We start from the raw sequence: 16967 nt of genomic DNA, 5'->3' as shown, positions 1-16967 counted from the left end.
CGGTCACTCCTGCTCGGCCAGGGGGCGACCGTCGAAGTCCACCGCCGAGTAGAGGGCCAGCTTCTCCAGCCGGTGGTACGAGTCGATCACCCGGATCGTGCCGCTCTTCGAGCGCATCACGATCGACTGGGTGTACGCCCCGCCGGCCCGGTAGCGGACCCCGCGCAGCAGGTCACCGGAGGTGACCCCGGTCGCCACGAAGAAGCAGTTGTCGCCGGTGACGAGGTCGTCGGTGGTGAGCACCCGGTCCAGGTCGTGCCCGGCGGCGAGCGCCTTCTCCCGCTCCTCGGCGTCGCGCGGCCAGAGCTTGGCCTGCATCGCCCCGCCCATGCACTTGAGGGCGCAGGCCGCGGTGATCCCCTCCGGGGTGCCGCCGATGCCCATCAGCACGTCGACGTCCGACTCGCCGCGGGCGGCGGCGATGGCGCCCGCGATGTCGCCGTCGGAGATGAAGCGGATGCCCGCTCCGGCGCGCCGGATCTGCGCCACCAGGTCGTCGTGCCGGGGACGGTCCAGGACGCAGACCGTCACCTCGGAGATGTCGCCGCCCTTGACCTTGGCGATCCGGCGCAGGTTGTCGGCCACCCCGGCGTTGATGTCGACCACGTCGGCGTAGACCGGGCCGACCGCGAGCTTCTCCATGTAGAACACGGCGCTCGGGTCGAACATGGCCCCGCGCTCGGCGACCGCGAGCACGGCCAGGGCGTTCGGCATGCCCTTGCTCATCAGCGTGGTGCCGTCGATCGGGTCGACCGCGACGTCCACCTCCGGCCCCGTGCCGTCGCCGACCTCCTCGCCGTTGAAGAGCATCGGCGCGTTGTCCTTCTCGCCCTCGCCGATCACCACGACGCCCCGCATGGGGATCGAGTTGATCAGTTTGCGCATCGCGTCGACGGCGGCCCCGTCGCCGCCCTCCTTGTCGCCCCGGCCGACCCAGCGGCCGGCGGCCATCGCCGCGGCCTCGGTGACCCGGACCAGGTCGAGGGCGAGGTTGCGGTCGAGATCCTGTGGGATCCGCGTCCTGGTGGTGTTGGTCATGACGGCTCCTCCTCGCGACGTTGCGGGGCGGCAGGGTGCGGCGTCGCCGCTGCCGGCTGTGTCGCTGATCCTCACACGATGGCTGACCGGGCGCCGTGCCGGGGCGGTGATGGCCCGGATACGGCCGGTCGGGCGGTGCGGGAAGATGGCGGGGTGGAACCCGCACAGCCTGCCGATCGCGTACCCGCCGACCAGACGCCGCCGGACGGTCAGCCGCCGGTCGCCCCGACCCCGGCCGCCGCCGTGCCGGAGGGCGAGCCGGCGCTCGCGGAACCCCCCGCCGCGCCGGTCGGCGAGGCGGAGACGGGCGAGTTGCCCGCGCCGCCGCCCGCGGTCGACGCCCGCAAGTCGGAGCGGTCGCCGAAGGACATGGCGCTCTCGCTGCTCGTGCTGCTGATCCCGATCGCCCTGCTGCTCGCCTTCTACCGGGGGTTCCTCGGCGGCGACCAGCCGGTCACGGTCGACCCCGCGCCCGCCGTCGAGTCGGCCCGGGCCGCCAACGCGTTCCCGGTCAGCGAGCCGGTGGAGCTGGGCGACGGGTGGCGGACGGTCAACGCGACCTTCCAGAACGTCGAGGGCGGGGCGACTCTGCGCCTCGGCTACCTCACCCCCGAGGGGCGGGGCGCCCAGCTGGTGCAGAGCAACGTGCCGCCGGAGCGGCTGCTGCCGGCCGAGCTGACCGCCGAGGGGCAACCCCAGGGGCAGACCGACCTGGGCGGGCGTACCTGGCAGCGGTACACCGCCCGGGCCAACGAGCAGGCGATGGTGCTGCTCGAACCGAACCGGACGGTGATCGTGGTCGGCGACGCCCGGGACAACGAGCTGCGACACCTGGCCGGGACGATCCGGTAGCGGGCGGCCGTCGAGGGCCCCTGGGCGTCGGTCCCATCGGCTACGCTGCCCCGGCTCACCTCCCGGCGACCGCGGTCGGCCGGGTGCTTACCGTTCTGCGAAGAGAGACAACAGTGAACATTCGACGGTGGAGCGTCGGCGTGCTCGCCGCCACCCTGCTCGTTCCCGGCCTGGCCGCCTGCAAGTCGGACACCGCCGAGTCCGGCGCCGCCGGCTCGTCCGCATCGTCGGCCCCGGCCGTCCCCGCCGACCCGAAGGAGGCGATGCTCGCCTCCACCAAGGAGATCGAGAAGGGGAACTTCAACTTCACCATCGCCGGTGACGGCATCAGCGGCAAGGGCTCCGTGCACAAGCCCAGCAACAGCGCCCAGTTCACGATGAAGGCCGACGACGGCTCCGGCACCACCTTCGGCATGGAGATGATCTACATCGAGCCGGAGAGCTGGGTGAAGATCGACCTCGGCGAGCTGGGGGCGATGATCCCCGGCGCCGACAAGGTGAAGGACAAGTACCAGCACCTCGACCAGTCCAAGGTCAAGGACGCCGGCGAGCTCAGCCTCAACATGAAGGACGTGGACCCGGCCGGCACCGCCGTGCTCGCCAAGGGCATCACCGAGGTGCAGAAGACCGGCGAGGGCAGCTACGCCGGCAAGCTGGACGCGTCCGCCGTGGGCGACGGCTCGGCCGCCCTGGACTCCGACCAGGTCAAGGCGCTCGGCGCGCAGGCCAAGTCGCTGTCCTTCACCGCCAAGCTGGACGACCAGGGTCGGCTCACCGAGCTGGTCATCTCGGTCCCGGCGGCCGGTGACACCAAGGCCCACGACATCACGGTCACCTACGCCGACTACGGCAACGCCACCACCCCGCAGAAGCCGGCGGCGGACCAGGTCGTCGAGGCCCCGGCCTCGACGTACGAGATGTTCTCGTAACACCGGCACGACGGAAACGGGCGGCTCCGGCCGCCCGTTTCCGCGTATCGGCGGTCACCCGACCGGGGGCAACCGGACAGAGCGGTGATTGTGCGACGCGGTGGCAGGGAACAACAGGGGAGCGGGCCCGCCCGGCCGCTCCGGCAGCCGGCCCCCGGGCTCGCGCGACGTAGCCGACGCGGTGCGTCGCCCGGTTTCCGGCGCCGTCAGGTGCGTCGGGTGACCCACGTGGGAGACACGCATGACTCTTCGACGCCTGAGCGCCGGCCTGGTGGCCGCCGCGCTGTTCACTCCCGGTCTGGCCGCCTGCAATGCCAGCGGGGCGCCGGAGGCGGGCTCGTCCGCCTCCCCGTCCGTGTCGGCGTCCGGCACGGTGGCGGCCTCCGGCGCCGCGACCCCGGTCCCCGGCGACGCCAAGCAGGCGCTGCTGGCCTCCACCCGCGAGATCAGCAACGGCAACTTCCGGTTCACCATGTCCGGCGCCGGCTCCACCGCCGAGGGGCAGGTGCACGAGCCCAGCCAGAGCGCCGAGATGCGGGTGACGATCGGCCAGCCGACCGACGACCTGTTCATGAAGCTCGACCTCATCCACGCCAAGCCGGACAGCTGGGTGAAGCTGGAACTCGGCGGCACGACCGCGGGCAGCCTGCCGGGCGTGCAGAAGCTGAACCTCGGCAAGTACCAGCACCTCGACCAGACTCGGATCAAGGGCAACCGGAACCTCGGCTTCGACTTCGACAAGGTCGACCCGGCGGGCAGCGAGGTGTTGACCCAAGGCATCACCGAGGTGCGGCAGACGGGCGAGGGCGCGTACGCCGGCACCATCGACGTGTCGAAGGCGGCGCAGGCGGGTTCGGTGGACCCGGCGGTGGTCACGGCCCTCGGGGCGCAGGCGAAGTCGGTGCCGTTCACCGCGAAGCTCGACCCGCAGGGGCGCCTCAGCGAGATGGTCATCCAGATCCCGGCCGCCGGCCAGACGAAGGCGCAGGACATCCGGATCACCTACTCGGACTACGGCAACGCTGCCGCCGCGCAGAAGCCGCCGGCGGACCAGGTGGTCGAGGCGCCGGCCGAGCTCTACAACCTGTTTAACTGACGCGCGCCGCGTCGATCACGGGGTTTGTGGTGGTGACATTCGTCCCCCACAAACCCCCGTGATCGACGCGCGGGGGCGTCAGGAGGCGGGCTCCTGCCGCGCCGCGTCGATCCGGGCGCGGGCGCCGTCGAGCCAGCGCTGGCAGACCTCCGCCAGCTTCTCGCCGCGCTCCCAGAGCGCCAGCGACTCCTCCAGCGTCGTGCCGCCGGCCTCCAGCCGCTCGACCACCGACGCCAGCTCGGCGCGGGCCTGCTCGTAGCTGAGGCGCTCGTCCTTCTTCTCGTCAGTCATCGCTGCCATCCCACCACATCGTGCCTGCCCTACCCGTTCAGCCGTCGACCGTGGCGGCCAGTTCGCCGTCGGCGAGCCGGACCCGCAGCGCGTCGCCCTTGCCCACCTCGGACGCGGCCCGAACGACGTGCCCGTCGGCCCGCTGGACGATGGCGTAGCCCCGGTCGAGGGTGGCTGCCGGCGAGAGAGCGCGCAGCCGGGCCAGGGTGTGCCGCAGGTCGTCGTCGGCGGCCGCGAGCCGGTGGTCCAGACAGCGCCCGGCCCGTTGGCGGAGCCCGGTCAGGTCGGTGGCCCGCTGGTCGACCATCACCTGCGGGCGGGCCAGCACGGGCCGGGAGCGCAGCCCGTCGAGCCGGTGCGACTCGCGGTCGACGAGGTTGTGCACCGCGCGTTCCAGACGGTGCCGGGCCTGCCGGATGAGGCGTACCTCCTCGGTGAGGTCGGGGACCACCCGCTTGGCCGCGTCGGTCGGCGTGGAGGCGCGCAGGTCGGCGACGTAGTCGACCAGCGGCGCGTCCGTCTCGTGGCCGATCGCGCTGACCACGGGCGTGCGGCAGGCGAACACCGCCCGGCAGAGCGCCTCGTCCGAGAAGGGGAGCAGATCCTCGATGCCGCCCCCGCCCCGGGCGATGATGATCACGTCGATGGTCGGGTCGGCGTCCAGCACCTTGAGCGCGTCGACGATCTGCGGGACCGCGCTCGGCCCCTGGACGGCCACGTTGACCGTGCGGAACTCCACGGCCGGCCAGCGCCGTCGGGCGTTGGTCAGCACGTCCCGCTCGGCGGCCGACGCGCGGCCGGTGATCAGCCCGATCCGGTTGGGCAGGAACGGCGGCCGGCGCTTGCGGGCCCGGTCGAAGAGCCCCTCGGCGGCGAGCAGCTTCTTGAGCTTCTCCAGCCGGGCCAGCAGCTCGCCGAGGCCGACCTGCCGGATCTCGTCGGCGCGCAGGCTGAGCGTGCCCCGGGCCGCGTAGAACTCCGGCTTGGCGTGCAGCACCACCCGGGCACCCTCGCGCAGCTCCGGCGCGCCGGCGTCGAGGACGTCCCGGTTGGTGGTGACGGTCAGGCTCAGGTCGGCCGACGGGTCCCGCAGGGTGAGGAAGACGGTGGTGGCACCCGGCCGGCGGCTGATCTGCGCCACCTGCCCGTCGACCCACACCCAGCCCAGCCGGGCGATCCAGGCGCCGACCTTCTGGCTCACCACCCGGACCGGCCACGGCTCCTCGGGTGTGCTCCGCCCCACCTCGCCTGTGCTCACCCGCCCACCCTACGGCCCGCCGCCCGGACTCGGTTGATCATGAGGTTGTTGCCCTGCCGACGGCGTGTCGCGGGCAACAACTTCATGATCAACGAGGTGGGTCAGGGCGGGGGCGGGCCGCCGCTGTGGTGGTGGTCGCAGTCGGTTGCGCCGTCCGGGCGGCACGTACGATGGGTGGGTGACTCAGGCTGAAGCGACGTCCCGGACCGGCAAGCGCGTGCTCCTGGCCAAGCCCCGCGGCTACTGCGCGGGCGTGGACCGCGCGGTGCAGACCGTGGAGGAGGCGCTCAAGCTCTACGGCGCCCCGATCTACGTACGCAAGCAGATCGTGCACAACAAGCACGTCGTGCAGACCCTGGAGGCCAAGGGCGCGATCTTCGTGGAGGAGAACGAGGAGGTGCCGGAGGGCGCCACCGTCATCTTCTCCGCGCACGGGGTGGCGCCGGAGGTCTACGAGCAGGCCCGCACGCGCTCGCTCAAGGCGATCGACGCGACCTGCCCGCTGGTCACCAAGGTGCACCAGGAGGCGAAGCGGTTCGCCGCCGAGGACTACGACATCCTGCTGATCGGCCACGAGGGGCACGAGGAGGTCATCGGCACCTCCGGCGAGGCCCCGGAGCACATCCAACTCGTGGACGGCCCGGAGGACGCTGACAAGATCACCGTCCGCGACCCGAACAAGGTCGTCTGGCTCTCCCAGACCACCCTCTCGGTCGACGAGACGCTGGAGACGGTGGCCCGGCTCAAGAAGCGGCTGCCGATGCTCCAGTCGCCCCCCAGCGACGACATCTGCTACGCCACCTCCAACCGTCAGCACGTGGTCAAGGAGATCGCGCCCGAGTGCGACGTGGTGATCGTCGTCGGCTCGCGCAACTCCTCCAACTCCGTACGCCTCGTCGAGGTCGCCCTGGACGCCGGCGCGCGGGCCGGTCACCTCGTCGACTTCGCGCACGAGATCGACGACGCCTGGCTGGAGGGGGCGCGCACGGTCGGGCTGACTTCGGGCGCCAGCGTCCCGGACGAGCTGGTACAGGAGGTGCTCGCCCATCTCGCCGGGCACGGGTTCACCGACGTGGACGAGGTGGTGACGGCCAACGAGCGGCTGACCTTCTCGCTGCCGCAGGAGCTCAAGCGGGACATGAAGGCCGCCGCGGCCCGCGGCTGACCCGGCAGGGAACGGCGCCGGGCTTCGCTGCGTCCGATACGGGTATGAGGACCTTTCGGCTCGCCGCCTCCGCGCTGGCCGTCTGCGTGGCGCTGGGCGCCTGCGGCGGCCAGGACGGTGGCGGCGGCATCCCCACCCCCAGCCCGACGGGAGCCCCAGTGACGACCCCGCCCAGCCCGGATCCGACCACCCCCGGCGCACTGCCGACCAGCGACGACGCGAGCGGTCCCGTCCTGCCCCCACCCACGAAGCGCCCGGGCGGGCCGACCTCGTCGCCGCCGGTGGGCGGCACCACGCTGACCGGGACGGTCACCCCCGGGGTCGAGCCCAACTGCCTGCTGCTCGGCAACTACCTGCTGATCGGCGGCCCGCGCGACGTGCTGAAGCCCGGCGCGAAGGTGACCGTCACCGGTCGGGTCCAGCCCGACCTGCTCACCACCTGCCAGCAGGGCACGCCCTTCCAGGTCGACACTGCCCGCCGCGGCTGACCCGCCACCCGCGCGCACGCGGCGGGCGGCGTCCCGCCGCGTGCCCTGTCGAGCTGCCCCACGGATAGGGGCAGGGCCAGCGGTGTCCGGCCCGTCGGTCCGCCGCCTCGAACCGGTCTCATGGACGGGGCAGCTTGACAGCGCGGCGTGGACAATGCCCCGTCGCCCCGTCGCCCCGTCGCCCCGTCGCCCCGTCGCCCCGTCGCCCCGTCGCCCCGTCGCCCCGTCGCCCCGTCGCCCCGTCGCCCCGTCGCCCCGTCGCCCCGACGGCTGGTTGGCCGTGGTCGGACCCACGAACGGGCGGAGCCCGCCCCCGGGTGGGGGCGGGCTCCGGTGTTCCGGTGCGGGACGGGTCAGTTCACGGTGCCGATGGAGACGGCGCCGCGGCCGACGACCGCGCCCTCGGTGGTCACCACGGACAGCTCACCGAAGAGCGCCCGGCCGGCGGCCGGGGTCGCCTGGGCGGTCACCGTACCGGTCAGGGTGGCGGTGGCGCCGTTGGCGAGGGTGAGCGGGGTGGCCGACGCCGAGAGGTTGCCCAGCGCCGCCGCGGAGAACGAGTCACGGTAGTCGTAGGCGGTGCTGCCACCGGCGCCGTCGACCGCGTAGCCGTCGACGACCACCCGGTAGGTGCCCGCCGCCGGGTTGTTGATGGTCACGGCCTCCTCCGAGTCGCCGTCGGCGGCCCGGCCGACCTCCGTGGCACCACGGAAGACGAAGAGGTCGAGGTCGGCTGCGGCGCTGGCCGGGTTGCCGATCCGGGCGGTGAAGCGGGTCGCCCCCGCCGGCACCTCCACGATGAACTCCTGCGTCGTGCCCTCGGTGATGGTCGGCCGCTCGGCGTGGACGCTGGAGAGCGGCCCGCCCTGGCCGGCCACCGCGACCGGGCCGAAGGTGTTGGTCAGCGACCAGGTCACCGGGGTCGCCGCACCGGCGGCGACCGACGGCAGCTCGATCACGGCCGGCTCGACCGCGACACCCTGCACCCGCGCCGTGAGCTGGTACGGGTTGTTCAGCGACGGCGAGGTCCGGCGGGACTCCACCTCGATCTCCCAGACCCCGGCGATCGGGTTCTGGTAGTCGCGCTCCTGCGGCTTGCAGGCGTTGGCGTCGGAGAAGTTGGTGTAGCAGGCGAGGCTGGAGGTGCTCTCCACCGGGACGCCGTACGGGTTGAACGCGATGAACCGCGTCTGAGAGCCGGTGGCGATGCCGGACAGGTTCACCTGGAGGGCACCGGCGCCCGGCGGCACCGTCACGAAGTACGAGGTGAAGCCGTTCCGCTCGACCGAGCCCTCGGCCGAGAAGGAGTAGTCAGGCTTCTGCACGTCGTTCGAGGCCACGACGACGGTGGAGACCTCGAAGTCGATGACCGAGGTGCGCGGGTCGTCGATCGTCATGATCGCGCCGTGCGCGCCGGAGGTGGCGGGCTTGGCGGTGACCGTGACGGTGACGGTCTCGTTCAGCGGGAGCGAGACGGTCTTCGGCGCCTTGAAGGTGCCGTCGTTGCCGCGCAGGCCCACCACGTGCTTCACGGTGCCGGCCGGCCCGCTGGTACGGGTGATTCCGACCTGGTAGGTCTTCGACTGGCCGACCTGGTGCCCGCCGTCGGCCGAGCCGCAACGGTTGTAGACGCCGGTGCCCCGGTTCGGGGTGCCGAGCTGACCGGAGAGCACGGTGCAGACCGGGGCGTCGGAGGTGTAGGAGCGGGTCTCCACGCCCTTGCGCAGCAGCTTCCACGCGCCCGCCACGTCGAACATGCCGTAGCCCTGGGCGTACGTCGGGACGTTCTTGATCGGCTTGGCCGACGAGTAGACGGCCCGGCGCAGCGCGGCCGGGGTGACGCCCTTGTCGGTCGCCTTGGCGGCCGACAGCAGCAGGGCGGCGGCGCCGGCGGCCTGCGGGGAGGCCATCGAGGTGCCGTTCAGCATCGCGTAGCCCGGGGGCAGCGGGTAGCCGGCCTCGGGGACCGGGTTGCCGAGCTGCCAGGTCGGCGCGGTGGAGATGGCGGAGCCGGGCGCGGTGATGCTCGGCTTGACGCCGCCGTCCTCGCGCGGGCCACGGGAGGAGAAGTTGAACAGCGCGTTCTTCTGCTCCACGACCGAGCCGTAGTTGGCCAGCCAGGTGTCCTTGCTGATGCTCGCCGCGACGCTGATCACGTTGGCGGCCACCGACGGGTCGCCGATGGTGTTCAGGCCCGGGCCGGAGTTGCCGGCCGAGATGATCATCTGCACGCCGTAGGTGGTGATCAGGGTGTTGTAGAGCTCGGCGCGGGCGTTGTTGCCGTCGTTCAGCGCCGGCAGGCCGCCGATCGACATGTTGATCACGTCGACCTTGCGGTTGATCACCAGGTCGGCCATGCCGGTGGTGAGGGCGGCGTACGTGCAGCCGCCACCCCACGAGCAGGCGCGGGCGGAGACGAGCTTGGCACCGGGCGCGGCACCGTCGAAGGCGCCGTTGCCGAGCATGTCGTTGGCGGCGGTGATGCCGGCGACGTGGGTGCCGTGGGTGCTCTCGACGATGCCGATGTTGACGTAGTCGACCAGGCCGGGGCCGCCGACGGGAGCGGTGTCCACGTCCTCGCGGTACTCCACGACGAACGGCATCCGCTCGGCGACGGGGGTCGCCGGGTTGTCGGTGCCGAAGTGGCCGATGTCGAACTTCTCCTTGTACGGCCGCATCAGGGCGTCGTCGGTGAAGTCGTTGTTCTGGTTGGTGTCGACCCAGATGTTGTGGGTGGCCGGGTCGTAGAGGATGCCGAAGGCGTCGGTCCGGTCCCCGTCGCGGTTGACGTCACCGGCCGGGTCGCTGTTCGTGGTCACCGACTCGGCGAACCGGTTGAACCGGTAGGTGCCCGCCGGGGCCTTCCAGGTCGCGCCGGCCGCGGTGAACGACGGGCCGGTCACCTCGGTGATCATGGCGCGCCAGGTGGCGTCCTCGAACGGGTCCGTCGCGGTGACCCAGTCGACGATCTTCCGCTCGCCGGTGGTGGTCTGCTGCAGCGCCGGGTGACCGAGATCCACACCGGAGTCCATGATGCCGATCGTGACGCCGCGGCCGTCCCACTCCGGGTGCTGCTTCACGAACGAGACCGCGCCGGTCTCGTGCGTCGGCATGTACGGGTTGGCGGCCGGGGTGTCGGCGCCGGGGCCGGGCAGGGTCGCACCCTGCTTCGCCGCCTTCTTGCCGGCGGGGGCCACCTCGGGCGCCGGGTCGGGGAGCTGGATGGTCTCGTCCAGGTCCACAGCGGAGACGCCGGGCAGCGTGGCCGCCTTCACCACCTTCGAGGTGGGGACCTTGGCCAGGACGTAGCCGATGCTGTCGTACCGCTCGGTGACCGCGGCGCCGAGCGCCTTGAGGCCGGCGGCGACGTCCTTCGCCTCGCCCTTCTCGGTGGCGACGATCAGCGTGACGGTCGGGGCCTTCTTCGCTTCCGCCTCGGCGAGCAGCTTGGCGTCGTGCGAGCCCAGGGCCTCGACGGGGGTGACCTGCGAGGTGTCGGGGGCGGCGGTGGGCGCGGCGCTCGCGTTCGCGGCTCCGCCCGCGCCGGTCACGGCGCTGGCCGCCACGACCGACGCGAAGAGCGCGGCGGAGGTACGCCGGCTCAGATTTCGGGGTTTGCTCACGTTCTCTTTCCTCCAGAGAACAGGGCCCTCAGATGCAGGGCACACGTGACCAAATCCTTCGTGGTGGCGCAGGTGGTGTCACTACCGACGAGTTCGTTGTGACCACTTCGTGACGTGCGCAAATGCGCGTTGTCACATCGGAGGTGATAGGAATCGGCCGTCAGTCCAGTGTCGACCCGCCGGTCGGCGCGTCGGCCGTGTCCAGCAGCTCCGGCGCCTGCGGCTGGCGGGGGGCCAGCTCGACCTGCGCCGGGGCGGCCAGCTCCCCGTCGGAGACCCCCAGCTCGGCGAGCTTGCGGGCGCTGACCAGCACCCGGGCCTCCAGCGACCCCACCGCCCGGTTGTACGCGGTCACCGCCCCGCCCAGCGACGCGCCCAGCTTGCCGACGTGGTCGCCCAGCGTGGACAGTCGGCCGTACAGCTCGCGGGCCAGCGAGTGCACCGCCACCGCGTTGCGGGCCAGCGCCTCCTGCCGCCACGAGTAGGCGACGGTGCGCAGCAGCGCCACCAGGGTGGCCGGCGTCGCCAGCACCACGTTGCGGGCGAACGCGTGCTCCAGCAGCGTCGGGTCGCGCTGCAACGCGACGTCGAGGAACGGGTCGGCCGGCACGAAGAGCACCACGAACTCCGGCGTGCTGTCGAACGCGGCCCAGTAGGACTTGGCGGCCAGCGCGTCGACGTGTGCCCGCAGGTGCCGCGCGTGCGCGTCGAGGTGGGTGTCGCGGCCCCGCTCGTCGCGGGCCTCCATCGCGGTCAGGTAGGCGTCGAAGGGCGCCTTGGCGTCCACCACCACCGACCGGCCCCCGTGCAGCCGGACCACCAGGTCGGGGCGGACCCCCTGGTGGTCGGTGGCGGCGGTGACCTGCTCGGAGAAGTCGCAGTGCTCCAGCATGCCGGCCGCCTCCACGACCCGGCGCAGCTGGTGCTCGCCCCAGCGGCCCCGCACCTGCGGCGCCCGCAGCGCCGCCACCAACTGCTTGGTCTCGGTGCGCAGCTCGCCGGAGACGGTGCTCATCGTGCGGACCTGTTCGCGCAGCTCGGCGTAGGCGTCGACCCGGTCCCGCTCCAGCTCGGCCACCCGTTGCTCGTATCGGCGCAGCGTCTCGTGCAGCGGGGCCACCGCCCGGGCGACGGCCTCCTGGGACTGCGCGGTGGCCTCGTAGCTGAGCGCCCGCATGGACTGCTCCAGCCGGCCCTCGCCCTCCCGGGTGGCCCGCAGCGTGGCGTCCAGCCGGGCGATGTCGGTGGCCGAGCGGGCCCGGGCGGCGTACCAACCCACCGCGCCTCCGGCGGCGAGGCAGACGACCACCACGGCCAGCGTCGAGAAGTCCACCACCGGAGCTTGCCAGACGCGTACGGCGGGACCGGCCCGGGTACGTTCGTGCCATGGAAATTCTGCTGGTGGTGATCCTGGCGGCGCTGCTGGTGGGGGCGTTCGTCTGGTGGCGGCGGGAGCGCGCAGCCCGGGAGGCGCGGAGCCTGGCCGACGTGCGGGCCGACGCCCAGCGTTGGTACGAGCGCCTGGGCGGACAGGTGATGAACCTGCACGGCGACCACCCGGCGGTCCGCCAGGCGCTGGTCGACGCGGGCGAGCGCTACAACGCGGCCGGCGGCCAGCTCGAACAGGCCCGGACCGTCCAGCAGTACCGCCTGGCCCGGGAGACCGCGCTGGAGGGGCTGACGTACGCGCGGGCCGCCCGGGTGGCGCTCGGCATCGACCCCGGCCCCGAGCTGCCCCCGCTGGCCGCCGCGCAGGGCGTCGGCGAGCTGACCCGGCCGCGGCAGGTCGACGTGCGGGGGCAGACGTTCAAGGCGGGCCCGCAGCCGGGCCGGGACACGCCCTACTACTACCCGGGCGGGCGCTACCAGGGCCGGCCGGTGCCGGCGGGCTGGTACTCCACGCCGTGGTGGAAGACCGCGCTGGGCGCTGGGGCGGGCGTGGTCGGCGGCCTGTTGATCGCCGACGCGCTCTTCTCGCCGGCCTTCGCCGACCCGGGCTACGGCTACGCGGCCGGCTACGAGGAGGGCTTCGGTGGCGGCGCCGACCAGGGCGGCGACTTCGGCGGCGACCAGGCCGGCGATTTCGGCGGTGGCGATTTCGGCGGCGGCGACTTCGGTGGTGGCGATTTCGGCGGCGGCGATTTCGGCGGCGACTTCTGAGCGGCCGCCGGTCGTCGTGTCAGGAAGGGCCCCTGCCATCCGGAGACCGGTGACAAGGGGCCCTTCCTGACACCTCAGCCGGTGTTGCGCATGCCGGCGGCGATGCCGTTGACCGTGGTGAGCAGGGCACGCTCCAGCGCCGTGCCGTCGCTCGGGGCCCGCCGGCCGCCCGGCGCGGTCGCCACCGCCCGGCCCGCCGCCCCGGACTCCCGGTACTGGCGCAGCAGGGCGACCTGGAGGTGGTGCAGCGGCTCCAGGTAGGTGTCGCGGACGGCCAGGGTGCGCTGGAGCACCGGGGAGCTCTCCAGCAGGGCGGGCGAGGAGGTCACCGCCAGCACCTCCTGCTTGGTCAGCTCGTACTCCTGCTCGATCTTGTGGAAGATCGGGTGCAGCTTCTTCGGCACCAGCGTCTCGACGTACCGGCGGGCGATGCTCAGGTCGGTCTTGGTGAGCATCATCTCCACGTTGGACAGGAACGTGCGGAAGAAGTGCCAGTTGCGGTGCATCTCGGCCAGCACGTCTTCCAGCCCCGCCGCCCGCGCCGCGGCCAGCCCGGAGCCGACCCCGAACCAGCCGGGCACGATCTGCCGGGTCTGGGTCCAGCCGAACACCCACGGGATGGCGCGCAGGCCGCCGAGCCCGGCCCCGGTGTTGGGTCGCTTCGCCGGACGGGAGCCGATGTTCAGCGCCCCGAGCAGCTCGGTCGGCGTGGACGCCCAGAAGTACGCGGGCAGGTCCGGGTCCTCGACCAGCGACCGGTACGACCGGAAGGCCGAGTCGGAGACCAGCTCCATCGTCGCGTCCCAGCGTTCCAGCATCTCGGCGGGCTGCCGGGGCGCGGTGTGCAGCAGCGTGGCCTGGAGCACCGCGGCCAGGGTCAGCTCCAGGTTCTCCCGGGCCAGCGACGGGAGCGAGTACTTGTCGGAGATGACCTCGCCCTGCTCGGTCACCTTGATCGCGCCGTCCAGCGTGCCGTACGGCTGGGCCAGGATCGCCTCGTGCGTCGGGCCGCCGCCGCGCCCGACCGTGCCGCCGCGGCCGTGGAAGAGGCGCAGGTGCACGCCGTGCCGGGCGGCCACGTCGCGCAGCGCGCGCTGGGCCCGGTGGATCGACCACTGGCTGGTGGTGATGCCGGCCTCCTTGTTCGAGTCGGAGTAGCCCAGCATCACCTCCTGCACGTCGCCCCGCGCGGCGACCAGCGCCCGGTAGGCCGGCAGGGACAGCAGCTCGTCGAGCAGCTCGCCGCCCGAGTTCAGCTCGCTCGGCGTCTCCAGCAGCGGCACGAACCCGATCCGGGACCGGCCGCTGTGCACGTCGACCAGGCCGGCCTCGCGGGCCAGCACCACCGCGGCGAGCACGTCGTCCACCCCGAGGGTCATCGAGATGATGTACGACTCGATGACCTCCGCGCCGAACCGGTCCTGCGCCTCGCGGATGGTGCCGAAGACGTCGAACGTCTTGCGCGTCGCCTCGGTCAGGGGCGTGTCCAGCGTGGACAGGGGGCGGCGGCCGGCCAACTCGTCGGCGAGCAGCTTCGTCCGCTCGAGGCGGCTCAGCGAGGGGTAGTCGGAGACCTCGCCGACGGCCGCGTAGAGCTGGGCCAGCACCGCGTGGTGGGCCTCGGCGTGCTCCCGCACGTCCATCGTCGCCAGGTGCAGCCCGAACGCGGAGACCGTACGGATGGTGGAGGCGAGCCGGCCCACGGCGGTGAGCTGGCCGGAGTTGCGGGCCAGCGAGGCGCGCAGCAGCTCCAGGTCGGCGATCAGCTCGGCCGAGCCGCGGTAGTCCCGGCCGGGCGCGTGCGCGGTGCCCTGCCGCAGCCGCTGCCGGGTGTTGGCCAGCTTCGCCTTCACGCAGCGGGCCTTGAGCCGGTAGGGCTCCTCGGCGTTGACCCGGCGGAACCGGGGCGCCACCTCGGGCAGCGCGTCCAGGTCGGCGGCGAGGCTGGCGGAGAGGTCCAGCGACACCCCGCGCAACCGCCGGGACACCGACACCTCGTTGATCAGGTGGTCCATCGCCTTCTCGGTGGCCTCGATGCCGTGCTCGTGCTGGATGGTCAGCACCTCGCGGGTCACGGTCGGGGTGACGAACGGGTTGCCGTCGCGGTCGCCGCCGATCCAGGTGCCGAAGGTCAGCGGCCGGGCGGTCGGGGAGGTCTCCACGCCGAGGGCGCGCAGCGTGTCGGCGAGGTCGTCGAGCACCTGCGGCGCCGCCTCGGCGTAGAGGTCTCGCAGGTAGTAGATGGCGTTGCGGGCCTCGTCGGTCGGGTCGGGCCGGTCCAGCCGCAGCTCGTCGGTCTGCCACATCAGGTCGAGCAGCTCGGCGAGGCGGCGGTTTGCCGGGCCCTCGTCGCTGGCGCCGTAGAGGATCGCGTTGGCGGTCTCGGTGTCCAGCTCGTCGGCGATCGCGCGCAGCTTGGACAGGATCGACCGGCGGGCCGCCTCGGTCGGGTGGGCGGTGAAGACCGGGCGTACCGCCAGCCGGCGGGCCGCCGCGGCGATCTCCTCGGCCGGCACCCCGCGCTCGGCGATCATCTTGGCCGCCTGGTCCAGCCAGCCGCCCTGGACGGCCCGGCGGCGGCGCAGGTCCCGGGCCCGGTGCACCTGCTCGGTGATGTTGGCCAGGTGGAAGTAGGTGGAGAAGGCGCGGGCCAGCTTGGTGCCGGTGGTGACGTCGAGGCCGGCGAGACGCCGGGCGGCGCTCGGGGCGTCGGAGCGGACCAGCGCGCGGATCTCCTCGACCAGGTCGAGCAGCGGCCGACCCTCCTGGCGGGCGAGGGTCTGCCCGAGCAGGGTGCCGAGGCGGCGGATGTCGGCTCGCAACGCGGCGTCGGGGCCGTCGTGGTCGTGCTGGTCGCTCACGGGGCGCTCCTTACGTGAGTACGAAGGACAGCGCTGTCCGATCCCCTGGATCGTATCCACGACGACCCCGTCGTCAGGAGGGGGTCCCGGTTTCGTCCCATTCCTCAGTCCGTTGGGGACGCGGGGCGCCCGGCGTGGCGGGGCGCCGCCCGCCGGCCCCGGACCATGCTGGCGGTGAGCAGCCCGGCCGCGCCGAGGACGCACCACAGGGCGAGCCCGGTCACGGCCCAGCCGGTCGACCGGCGGTCGAAGTAGACGACGGACTTCAGCAGGTCGGTGGCCAGCCCCGGCACGTTCCACCGGTGCATTCCGCGCAGCCAGGTGGGGAGGAACTCGGGGGCGTAGATGCCGCCGGAGCCCGGGTTGCCGAGCACCACCAGCAGGAGGATCACCAGCCCGGTGCCGAGCAGCCCCAGCCAGCCCTGCACGGCGGAGGCGACCATCGCCGCCGCGAACACCGCCAGCGCCCCGGTGGCGGCGACGCCCACCAGGTCGTGGTCCCAGACGTCGAGGACCGGACCGACCACGACCGCGCCGAGGGCCCCGAGCACCAGGCTGTACGCCGCCAGCGCGGCGATCCGCAGCCCGGCGCGGCGCGGTCCGCGCGGCGCGGTGCCGTTGCCGAGGCCGAGGACGGTGGAGGCGAGGTAGCCGCCGAGGACGTACCCGACGGCCAGGTAGAACGGGACCAGCCCGCGGGGGTCGGTCCCGGCCACCGGCACCTCGTCGGTCACCCGTAGCGGGAGTTCGGCCTGCCGCGCGGCGGTGGAGAGCACCTGCACGACGACGTCGGCCGCGGCGGGCGCGGCGGCGCTGGCGGTGGTCAGGGTCAGCCCGCCCTCGGCCGTGGCGGCGAGCACGCCGTACACCTCGCGGGTGGTCAGGCCGTCGTCGGCGGCGTCCGCGTCGTCGTACTCGACGGGTTTGATCTTGTCGGTCTGGTTGCGCACGGCGTCGAGGAGGGCCTGCGCCTTCTGGTCGCCGCGCACCACCCCGACGGGCACGTCGCGCGGGGTCGGCTGGTGCAGCGCGCCGACGTAGGCGGCGATGAACGCGGTGGCGAGCGCGAGGGTGCCGAGCAGCAGCCCCACGGTCCGCAGCCGGTTGCGCGCCTCCTCGTCCACGCCGCCAGCCTAGGGCGGCTTTCGGGGCTTTCGTCGTGGTTATCCGGGCGGAAACCGTTCGACTGACCCGATAGCGTCCGAT

13 protein-coding genes are annotated in these 16967 nt (G+C 73.0%); 6 read left to right on the top strand and 7 right to left on the bottom strand.

The genetic code is table 11. The annotated features are described in order from the left end of the window. Nucleotides 1-3 precede the first annotated feature (3 nt). On the bottom strand, nt 4-1038 hold the full coding sequence (gene glpX / locus ABT006_RS06015) for a class II fructose-bisphosphatase (RefSeq protein WP_350703409.1): 1035 nt from the start codon (nt 1036-1038) through the stop codon (nt 4-6). Between the two features lie 153 nt (nt 1039-1191). On the opposite strand from glpX, the gene ABT006_RS06010 reads away from it, so the two are divergent. The 3 genes from ABT006_RS06010 to ABT006_RS06000 all read left to right on the top strand — a co-directional run bounded on the left by ABT006_RS06010 (nt 1192) and on the right by ABT006_RS06000 (nt 3915). Continuing rightward, the gene (locus ABT006_RS06010; RefSeq protein WP_350703407.1) at nt 1192-1890 is read left to right on the top strand and encodes a DUF4245 domain-containing protein; all 699 of its coding nucleotides are present in this window, start codon (nt 1192-1194) and stop codon (nt 1888-1890) included. A gap of 113 nt (nt 1891-2003) precedes the next feature. After that, entirely contained in the window at nt 2004-2819 is an 816-nt protein-coding gene (locus ABT006_RS06005) for a hypothetical protein (protein ID WP_350703405.1), read from the top strand. Between the two features lie 241 nt (nt 2820-3060). Further along, a complete protein-coding gene (locus ABT006_RS06000) occupies nt 3061-3915 on the top strand; it encodes a hypothetical protein (RefSeq protein WP_350703403.1) in 855 nt (284 codons plus the stop codon). A gap of 78 nt (nt 3916-3993) precedes the next feature. Here the strand turns inward: ABT006_RS06000 and ABT006_RS05995 are convergent, their stop codons facing one another. Both ABT006_RS05995 and xseA read right to left on the bottom strand, forming a co-directional pair. Further along, the gene (locus ABT006_RS05995) at nt 3994-4206 is read right to left on the bottom strand and encodes an exodeoxyribonuclease VII small subunit (protein ID WP_350678613.1); all 213 of its coding nucleotides are present in this window, start codon (nt 4204-4206) and stop codon (nt 3994-3996) included. A 37-nt stretch (nt 4207-4243) separates the two neighbouring features. Further along, nucleotides 4244-5464: an exodeoxyribonuclease VII large subunit gene (gene xseA / locus ABT006_RS05990; protein WP_350703402.1), complete on the bottom strand. Its 1221-nt coding sequence runs from the start codon at nt 5462-5464 to the stop codon at nt 4244-4246. A gap of 178 nt (nt 5465-5642) precedes the next feature. Between xseA and ABT006_RS05985 the strand changes: the two genes are divergently transcribed. Both ABT006_RS05985 and ABT006_RS05980 read left to right on the top strand, forming a co-directional pair. After that, entirely contained in the window at nt 5643-6629 is a 987-nt protein-coding gene (locus ABT006_RS05985; protein ID WP_350703400.1) for a 4-hydroxy-3-methylbut-2-enyl diphosphate reductase, read from the top strand. A 44-nt stretch (nt 6630-6673) separates the two neighbouring features. Next, on the top strand, nt 6674-7117 hold the full coding sequence (locus ABT006_RS05980; RefSeq protein WP_350703398.1) for a hypothetical protein: 444 nt from the start codon (nt 6674-6676) through the stop codon (nt 7115-7117). 353 nt (nt 7118-7470) lie between these two features. Here the strand turns inward: ABT006_RS05980 and ABT006_RS05975 are convergent, their stop codons facing one another. Together ABT006_RS05975 and ABT006_RS05970 are read right to left on the bottom strand one after the other, a co-directional pair. Then, on the bottom strand, nt 7471-10740 hold the full coding sequence (locus ABT006_RS05975; protein WP_350703396.1) for a S8 family serine peptidase: 3270 nt from the start codon (nt 10738-10740) through the stop codon (nt 7471-7473). Between the two features lie 160 nt (nt 10741-10900). Next, complete coding sequence (locus ABT006_RS05970; RefSeq protein WP_350703394.1) at nt 10901-12073, bottom strand: DNA recombination protein RmuC; 1173 nt, start codon at nt 12071-12073, stop codon at nt 10901-10903. Between the two features lie 53 nt (nt 12074-12126). Between ABT006_RS05970 and ABT006_RS05965 the strand changes: the two genes are divergently transcribed. Further along, entirely contained in the window at nt 12127-12900 is a 774-nt protein-coding gene (locus ABT006_RS05965; protein ID WP_350703392.1) for a hypothetical protein, read from the top strand. Nucleotides 12901-12974: 74 nt separating this feature from the next. Here the strand turns inward: ABT006_RS05965 and ppc are convergent, their stop codons facing one another. Together ppc and ABT006_RS05955 are read right to left on the bottom strand one after the other, a co-directional pair. Then, nucleotides 12975-15761: a phosphoenolpyruvate carboxylase gene (gene ppc, locus ABT006_RS05960; RefSeq protein ID WP_350703390.1), complete on the bottom strand. Its 2787-nt coding sequence runs from the start codon at nt 15759-15761 to the stop codon at nt 12975-12977. A 104-nt stretch (nt 15762-15865) separates the two neighbouring features. After that, nucleotides 15866-16885 carry a hypothetical protein gene (locus ABT006_RS05955; RefSeq protein ID WP_350703389.1) on the bottom strand — a complete coding sequence of 340 codons (1020 nt, stop codon included), beginning with the start codon at nt 16883-16885 and terminating at the stop codon, nt 15866-15868. Between the last annotated feature and the right edge of the window lie 82 nt (nt 16886-16967).

It is taken from the genome of Micromonospora sp. NPDC002717 (genome assembly GCF_040295705.1).
Classification (GTDB): Bacteria; Actinomycetota; Actinomycetes; order Mycobacteriales; family Micromonosporaceae; genus Micromonospora.
This window is presented reverse-complemented; position numbering and strand designations above follow the sequence as displayed.